The 7,828-nt window shown below is 52.1% G+C and carries 5 protein-coding genes; 4 read left to right on the forward strand and 1 reads right to left on the reverse strand.

Annotated elements, in window-relative coordinates; translation table 11 throughout:
- Positions 1-1,441: 1,441 nt before the first annotated feature.
- From ACZM8Y_RS17335 to ACZM8Y_RS17345, 3 genes are all read left to right on the forward strand, one after another.
- Positions 1,442-1,756, forward strand: coding sequence for a c-type cytochrome (locus ACZM8Y_RS17335; protein ID WP_302552505.1), 315 nt, complete (start codon positions 1,442-1,444; stop codon positions 1,754-1,756).
- 152 nt (positions 1,757-1,908) lie between these two features.
- Entirely contained in the window at positions 1,909-3,033 is a 1,125-nt protein-coding gene (locus tag ACZM8Y_RS17340) for a glycosyltransferase family 4 protein (protein ID WP_482333561.1), read from the forward strand.
- Between the two features lie 621 nt (positions 3,034-3,654).
- Positions 3,655-4,677, forward strand: a complete 1,023-nt coding sequence (locus ACZM8Y_RS17345) for a threonine aldolase family protein (protein WP_482333563.1) — start codon at positions 3,655-3,657, stop codon at positions 4,675-4,677.
- A gap of 914 nt (positions 4,678-5,591) precedes the next feature.
- Here ACZM8Y_RS17345 and ACZM8Y_RS17350 read toward each other — a convergent pair.
- Positions 5,592-6,245 carry a YigZ family protein gene (locus ACZM8Y_RS17350; RefSeq protein ID WP_302552508.1) on the reverse strand — a complete coding sequence of 218 codons (654 nt, stop codon included), beginning with the start codon at positions 6,243-6,245 and terminating at the stop codon, positions 5,592-5,594.
- Between the two features lie 213 nt (positions 6,246-6,458).
- On the opposite strand from ACZM8Y_RS17350, the gene ACZM8Y_RS17355 reads away from it, so the two are divergent.
- Positions 6,459-6,947: a rubrerythrin family protein gene (locus ACZM8Y_RS17355; protein WP_302552509.1), complete on the forward strand. Its 489-nt coding sequence runs from the start codon at positions 6,459-6,461 to the stop codon at positions 6,945-6,947.
- Positions 6,948-7,828 lie beyond the last annotated feature (881 nt).

Raw genomic sequence — 7,828 nt, forward strand, 5'->3', positions numbered from 1 at the left:
TCTCTCTCTCTCTCTCTCTCTCTCTCTCTCTCTTCGCCTTGCGTATCATAGTCGGCCCGCACGTCCGAGGCGAGAAGTTCTTGCGCCTTGCGTATAATTGAATGTTGTCCATTGGAGTTGGCTGCCGGGTTGGATGGTTGCTCTGGTTGATTGTGAGGCTGGGGTTGGAGGGGCTGGCTGGTTATGGGGTTGGGATGGAGCCTATTTTCCGAGTGGCGTTTATGCCCTGTATAGGCCAAGGAGGGCTGTGACGCGTGGAGCCTACCATAATCGGGGGGGCCTTTTCTGAGGGGAGGGACTCTGTTGTGTGTCGCCGTGGACAGGGCTTCAATGCTTATTCCCGCGCGAGTAAGGGGTACTGTGACGCATAGGGCCTATGGCAGCAGGAATCTTTTTGTTGGTGTTTCGTGGAAAAGGGAGGACTGCTGGAATAGGGGGATCTGCAAGGATTTTTTGGCTGTGTTCAATTTTACGGTTGATGATTTTTTTCTATGAAAATCAAGAGATAAAAGTTCGTTCCACGTCTGGTGATGTGGGCCTCTCTCATTTTTTGTTCATTACATGAAATCCAGTTTTGAAGAATTGTTGCGAGACCTCCAGATAATTTCCAAAGAACTCTTCCTTTCCAGTTGGAATCTTGTATCAACCACAAACTTAAACACAGCCATTTTTTAGGCTCTGTCATGGGATGCGGTTGTTTCAACTTCAGAGCATAGAAAATACAGCTTTTTTCTCCCATTTTTCCTTTTTGGGGCTTTATGGCTGGGGCATTGCGTTGGTTATGTATTTGGGATTTTAAAAAGCATCAATCGGTTTTCTGCGACGCGACTTTTTGTAAGGCTCTGGTAGAGTATGTGGTTGTTTCATCTCTACAGTGCGGTGGAAATACAAACTTTTTTCCAGTTTTCCCCTTGGCGGGATCCACGGCTAAGGCATTTTGCCAGTTGTCCCTTTGGAATTTCAAGGAAAAAACATCAACCGTTTTCTATAATACAGCCTTTTGTAAAGGATTTTGGGGTATGGCAGTGTCATAATGTGGTTTATCTCTACGGTATATTGAAAATACAGGTTTTTCTTTAGTTTTTCTGTTGGTGGGCTCCATGCTTGGGGTCTTTTATTTAGTTATGGCTGTGTCATAGAGAATGGTTGATGTTTTTTCTTTGAAGTTCCAAGGGAATAGCCAACAAAATGTCCTAGTCATGGATTCCGCCAATGGGAAAACTGGATAAAAAGTCTGTATTTTCAACATGCTGTGGAGATGAAGCAGCCACGTGCTCTAACAGAGCCTTCGTTATTCATTTGAAATTTCAATAGATGAGGTGTAAGCCATTTCCTATGGCAGGGTCTTGTGTATTTATTGTATCTAGTTATAATCATTGATTGAAATGTCCGGCAACGTATTTTGGTTGAAACCAAATGCTTCTTCCGAGGAGGAATCCCTATGCGTGGTTTCATGAAATATGCGTGCGTGTTGGCCCTTCCCCTGCTCGTAGCGGCGGGAGCGGCGCAGGCCCAGACGTGGCCCGACGGCGGCAATCCGTCTGAAGGTGCCGCCCTGTATGATGGTTGTGTCCCCTGTCATACGCTGAACGGCAACGGCCTTGCTGGGAAGCCGGTATCCGATCTGATGGACAAGATGAAGGCGTACCAGAGCGGCACCTTCACCGACGCCAAATTGCTTGGCATGCAGCAGGTATTGAAGCCGTTGTCCGACAAGCAGCTTCTGGATCTTGCGGCCTATATCAACAAGATGTAATTCCGTAAAAAAGGTCTCACCTCCCTCTGCTCCTTGAAAGCGGCACCCATTGGGGGCCGCTTTTTGGCGTTCGGTATGGGGCTCCTTGTCCCTGTCCGGGGCTTGTGTTACAGCAAAAGTCCCTTGAGCACTTTTCTTTTTCTGGAATGCCCATGTCTTCTTTCCGTTCGATTCAGGTCGTCAATGTCCGTTGGTTCAACGCCACAGCGTGGTATGGGCTGGAGCTCGCCCGCCTGCTCAATGCTGCGGGGCACGAAAGCCGCGTCGTGGCTTTGGCGGGTACGGAAACCTTCGCCAAAGCCGAGGAAATGGGGCTGCGTCCGTTGTCCATGCCGCTGAATGCCAAAAATCCGTTGGAATTCCCCGGGCTCATCCGTGACATGGGGCACCTTGTCCGCGGGTTCCGGCCCGATGTGGTGAACTGCCACCGGGGGGAATCCTTTTTGTTCTGGGGGCTGCTCAAAGGCATGGGCGGATACGCGCTTGTCCGCACGCGAGGGGATCAGCGGCTTCCGAAAGGGAACCTCCCCAACCGGATTTTGCACACGCGGGTGGCTGATGCGGTTATCGCCACCAATTCGGTGATGGCCCGCCACTTCGCGGAAAAGATGCATGTACCCGCCGAGCGGCTGCATATGATTTTGGGCGGCGTGGACACGGAGCGTTTCCGGTTTGATCCTGAGGGCAGGGCGGAAGTCCGTGCCCGATATGGCTTTACGGATGACGAATGCGTCGTTGGCCTGCTCGGACGGTTTGATCTCGTGAAGGGGCAAAGGGAAACCATCGCGGCGCTGGCGAAGCTCGTAGATGAAGGCGTGCGGAACATCCGGCTGCTGCTTCTCGGCTTTTCCACGGCGACGCTTCAGGAAGAGGTTGAAGCGTGGATCCGTGAGGCGGGCATGGAACGGTATGTGACCATCACCGGAAAAGTCCCGGATGTGGCGGCCTGCCTGTCCGCGCTGGACGTGGGGGTGGTCGCCTCCTTGTGGTCTGAAACCATCGCCAGGGCCGCGCTTGAGATCATGGCCTGCGGGCGGCCGCTCGTATCCACCTCTGTGGGCGTCATGCCGGATCTGCTCCCCGCGTCGGCACTGGTTGCGCCGGGGGATGTGGACGCGCTGGCCGCCGTATTACGGCGGGCAGTGACGGATGCGGCTTGGAGGCGTAATTTGGCCGGGCATTGCTCCACGCGCATCATGTCCCTCCGGGGCAAGGATTTTCTCGAACAGACGTTGGCTGTCTATGCGGAAGCGTGCCGTCGGCGGCATCCATCCTAGGGCTGTCCGGCTTTGGGATGGTGCTGTTTCAAGGCGGCCTGCTTCATGGCAGGCTGGAGCGTGTCGTTAATTGTGTATAATCTATTGAAAATATTAAATTGTTTTTCAAGCTATAAAATATATTTTAATAATTTCAAATAGTTACTTCTTGAAGAACGACACGGCCTAGGGATTCGATAAATGAAAAGACTGTGTTATAGAAAATGGTTGATGCTTTTTTCCTTGAAGCTCCAAAGGGATAACCGGCAAAATGCCTTAGCCGTGGATCCCGCCAAGAGGAAAACCTGAGAAAAAGGCTGTATTTTCACCGCACTATGGAGATGAAACAACCACAAACTATAACAGAGTCAATGAAAAACTTTTGAAAGGAAGAGGAGAGAAGCGCGCGGGGAGCTCCCCTTTATTCAGAAAAGGCTTTGTTTTATAAAAGGATTTTTATAATATATTGAAACAATTTTATATTTTGATAAAGATTAGTGATTTGGCATTTATATTTTCAAAGAAGATCATCCTTCCCAATTACCCCATAAACCCTTTCTTAGTACAGAGCCTCAGAAAAAAGTTTCACCCCAATGTTTTCCATGCCTTTCCAAAGTCCATTTGCCTAAAGGAGGCTGTGAGATGGATTGCACTTTTGCCAGCGACAATACCAGCGGCGTACACCCGAAAGTGATGGAAGCCCTGAACAAGGCCAATGTGGGCGCGGCGGAACCTTACGGGGACGACCCGTGGACTGCCGAAGCCGAGGGCTGTTTCAAGGAGCTGTTCGGCGATGACGTCGACGTGTTCCTTGTCCCGCTCGGTACGGGCGCGAACGTGCTTGGGTTCAACCGTATGGTACGCTCGTGGCACTCCGTTCTGTGCAGCGACATGGCCCACACGCACACCTCGGAAAGCGGGGCTGTGGAAGCTATCGTGGGTTGCAAGATGACCCCCATCCCCTCCGTTCACGGCAAGATTTCCGCAGGGGCCCTTTCCGCATATCTGACGGATATGGGCAGCCCGCACCACAACCAGCCCGGCTTGGTGGCGCTCACGCAGTCCACGGAAGTGGCTACGGTGTACACGCCGGAAGAGATCAAGGCCATTGTCGATGTGGCGCACGCGAACGGCTTGTACGTGCACATGGACGGTGCGCGCATCGCCAACGCTGCGGTTGCGCTCGGCTGTGACGTGCGTTCCTTCACCAAGGATCTCGGCGTGGATATGATGTCGTTCGGCGGCACGAAGAACGGCATGATGATGGCTGAATCCGTCGTCGTTTTCAATAAGGATTTCGTGCGGGATTTCGTGACCCTCCGCAAGCAGAACCTTCAGCTTGCCTCCAAGATGCGGTTCCTTGCGGCCCAGTACATCGCGTATTTCAAGGACGGGCTGTGGTTGGAAAACGCCCGGCACGCCAACAATATGGCCCGCCTGCTTGCGGATCTCATTTCCGGTATGCCCCATGTGGAGCTGGCCCATCCCGTGGAAGGCAACGGCGTGTTCGCCAATATGAAGCCTGAGCATATAGCCGCACTGCAGCGGCAGTATCTGTTCTATGAGGTTGATCCGTCCGCGCACACCGTGCGCTGGATGCTCAGCTTCAATACTTCCGAAGAGCAGGTTCGTGCGTTCGCCAAGGCAATCGGCGCATTGGCATAGAATCCGTTTCTGGAGCCGTGCGGAAAGCCTTTCGGAGATGTTCGGAAGGCTTTTTTTGCGGGAAAAGAACCTTTGTGCGAGGCGGTACGGGAACTCAATGCCTGATCCCGTCGCCGGGGAGAAAAGAGCCCCGCGCGAAGCGGCTCGATTGTGATCGCCGGTGCTGCGCCGGAAGAGAAAAGCCTTGCAAGGGAGCAGGGAAAATCGCCTTGAAAACGTATAGAGCTTTGGGGGGAATTTTTTCTGGAAAAATGCCCTTTCCGCAAAACTGCCGATGTGGGGCCGCTTCCCCTTCCATTGCCAAAGGCTGTTGCGTTTATGGAAGCCCTGTCTCAGCCCCTTGGTGAGGCCTTTTCAGAGCAGTTGTTCCATCTTAGGGCCTGTTCATGCAAAACGAGAATAAACATTAAACATAATTTTTACAGATTGTTATCCATATTTTGAGCATGCTGCATTTTTCTTGGCTCTGTTATAGTTTGTGGTTGTTTCATCTCCACAGTTCGATAAAAATACAGCCTTTTTATCCGGTTTTCCCCTTGGCGGGAGCCACGGATAAGGCATTTTTCCGATTATCCCTTTGGAGCTTCAAGGAAAAAGGTATCAACCATTTTCTATAACACAGCCTTTTTCTTCAGCCCTCTTCAATCATGGGAAAAATCTAGCACCGTGTGAACACGCCCTAACACAATATTAAAAAATAGGCTCCGACATATGCTATGTGGTTGTGTTATCTTCACAGTATGATGAAAATACGGACATTTTCTCCAGCTTTTCCGTCGATGGACTTCATGCTTGGGGCCTTTTATTGGTCATTCCTTTGGGCTTTCAAGAAATAAAGCATCAACCGCTTCCCATGACATGGCTTTGGGGAGCTGGATGCCGTCCTGAGCGGTATGTTTTTGCACAAAGCTATGCTAGGGTATTTCCGGCGTAGTTGCGTCGTCGTCAAGCCGTGTGACGAGCACAGCTCCGTCCGTGAGTTCCGTCAACGCGGCTTCGAGGGCAGGGATGTTCTGATCGGGGAGCAGGAGTTCGTAGGTGGCGTCCACGCCGAAGTTTTCCGAGGCGACTGTGGCCCGATAGTCCGGCAACAGGCGGCGGAAGACCGTAATATGGGGATAGTCGAGGACTACCTCAAGGCGCGCGGGGATCATATGCTCGCGTGTGGGCAGGGTTTCCAAGCCCAGTTTGACCATACCCTGATATGCCCTGACGAGGCCTCCCGTGCCGAGCTTGATGCCGCCGAAGTAGCGGGTTACGACCGCGGAAAGCTCGCCGACCCCGCCGTGCAGCAGCATGGTGAGCATGGGGCGGCCCGCCGTGCCGTGCGGTTCGCCGTCGTCGCTGTAGCCGACCTTGCTGGTTTGGCCGGGCGCTCCGGCGGCGTAAGCCCAGCAGTTGTGGGTCGCGTCGGGAAATTCCTGCTTGATCCGCTCAATGAAGGCTTTTGCCGCCTCTGGGGTCGGCGTATGGGCAAGGCTGACGATGAACCGGCTGCGGCGGATGATCTCTTCGCAGCGGTGCATGCCTTCCGGGGCGAGATCCGGGATGAAATAGGAGACAGACATGGAAATAAGGTGTAGCGTCTGATGGGCGGCGGGTCAAGCTCGCGTCCGTCTTCACCGTATTTCTTGCACTTTTTACAGGGGGATATTTTTTTCTGGAAAAAGTACAGATAAGGCTTTACAAGAGGGCTGGATTCTTATAAACAGGAATCGTTCCTGATTGAGAACCCAAGCAACACATTCCACATAACCTCATCATCCTCAAAGGAGACTCCCATGAGCAAGACCGACAAGAATCTGATGGACGCTTTCGCTGGTGAATCTCAGGCTAACCGCAAGTACCTCGCTTTCGCCAAGCAGGCTGACAAGGAAGGCCTGCCTCAGGTTGCCAAGCTGTTCCGCGCCGCCGCCGAAGCTGAAACCATCCACGCCCATGCCCACCTCCGCAATGCCGGAAAGATCGGCGACACCACCGCCAACCTCAAGGCCGCCATTGAAGGCGAAACCTACGAATTCACCAAGATGTATCCCGACATGATCGCCGACGCCAAGGAAGAAGGCCAGGATCGCATCGCCAAGTACTTCGATATGGTCAACAAGGTTGAAGAAGTGCACGCCAACCTCTACAAGAAGGCCCTTGCCGATCCTTCCTCCATCACCGGCGATTTCTATGTCTGTACCGTGTGCGGCTACACGCAGGAAGGCCCCTGTGACAAGTGCCCCATCTGTGGCGCCGTGGCCGCCGCTTTCGCCAAGATCGACTAGTTCCTGCACCTTAATGGAGTGGGCCGGAACTGTTTTTTAACAGCTTCGGCCCGCTTCAAAGCATTTGGGCTGAAAAGGTGAGCTGACGGAACGCCGTTACGCAGGCCCGTCAAGTACACCCAACCCAGCCGCAAAAGGGCATCTCTCTCCGCAAGGAAGAGATGCCCTTTCTCATATCTGTGTCGCAGGAAACGGTTGATGCTTTCTTGAGGCTCCAGTGGATAACCAATAGCCTGCCTCAGCTAGATCGCTTTCACGTTGAAAATGTCCTTTCGGCTGTGGGAAGCAGGCGGTCGATGCGAAGGCATACGCACGATGCATTTACGCTGTTCAATGCCGGAACGGACGTGTCTTAAACTTTGGCTGTGTTTAAGTTTGTGGTTGATACAAGATTCCAACTGGAAAGGAAGAGTTCTTTGGAAATTATCTGGAGGTCTCGCAACAATTCTTCAAAACTGGATTTCATGTAATGAACAAAAAATGAGAGAGGCCCACATCACCAGACGTGGAATGAACTTTTATCTATTGATTTTTCATTGAAAAAAATCAGCAACCGTAAAATTGAACACAGTCTAAACTTTAACATGGGAAAATGTTAACGTTCCTTTGCCCTATGGAGCCCCGCCAACGGACAAACCGGAGAAAAGGATTGGCTGTGCTATAGAAAACGGTTGATGCTTTTTTTCTGAAGTTCCAAAGGATTAACCGAGTAAAATGCCTTATCCGTGTGTCCCGCCAAGGGGAAAACCAGAGAAAAAGGCTGTATTTTCACCGCACTGTGGAGATGAAACAACCTCATACCATAACAGAGCCAAAGGATTTTCCCGCCATAGTGTGGGGCTTCCCGTCTTAACGCCTAGTTCTGTTCCACCAGCGGGGCG

Source organism: Bilophila sp. (genome assembly GCF_057864385.1).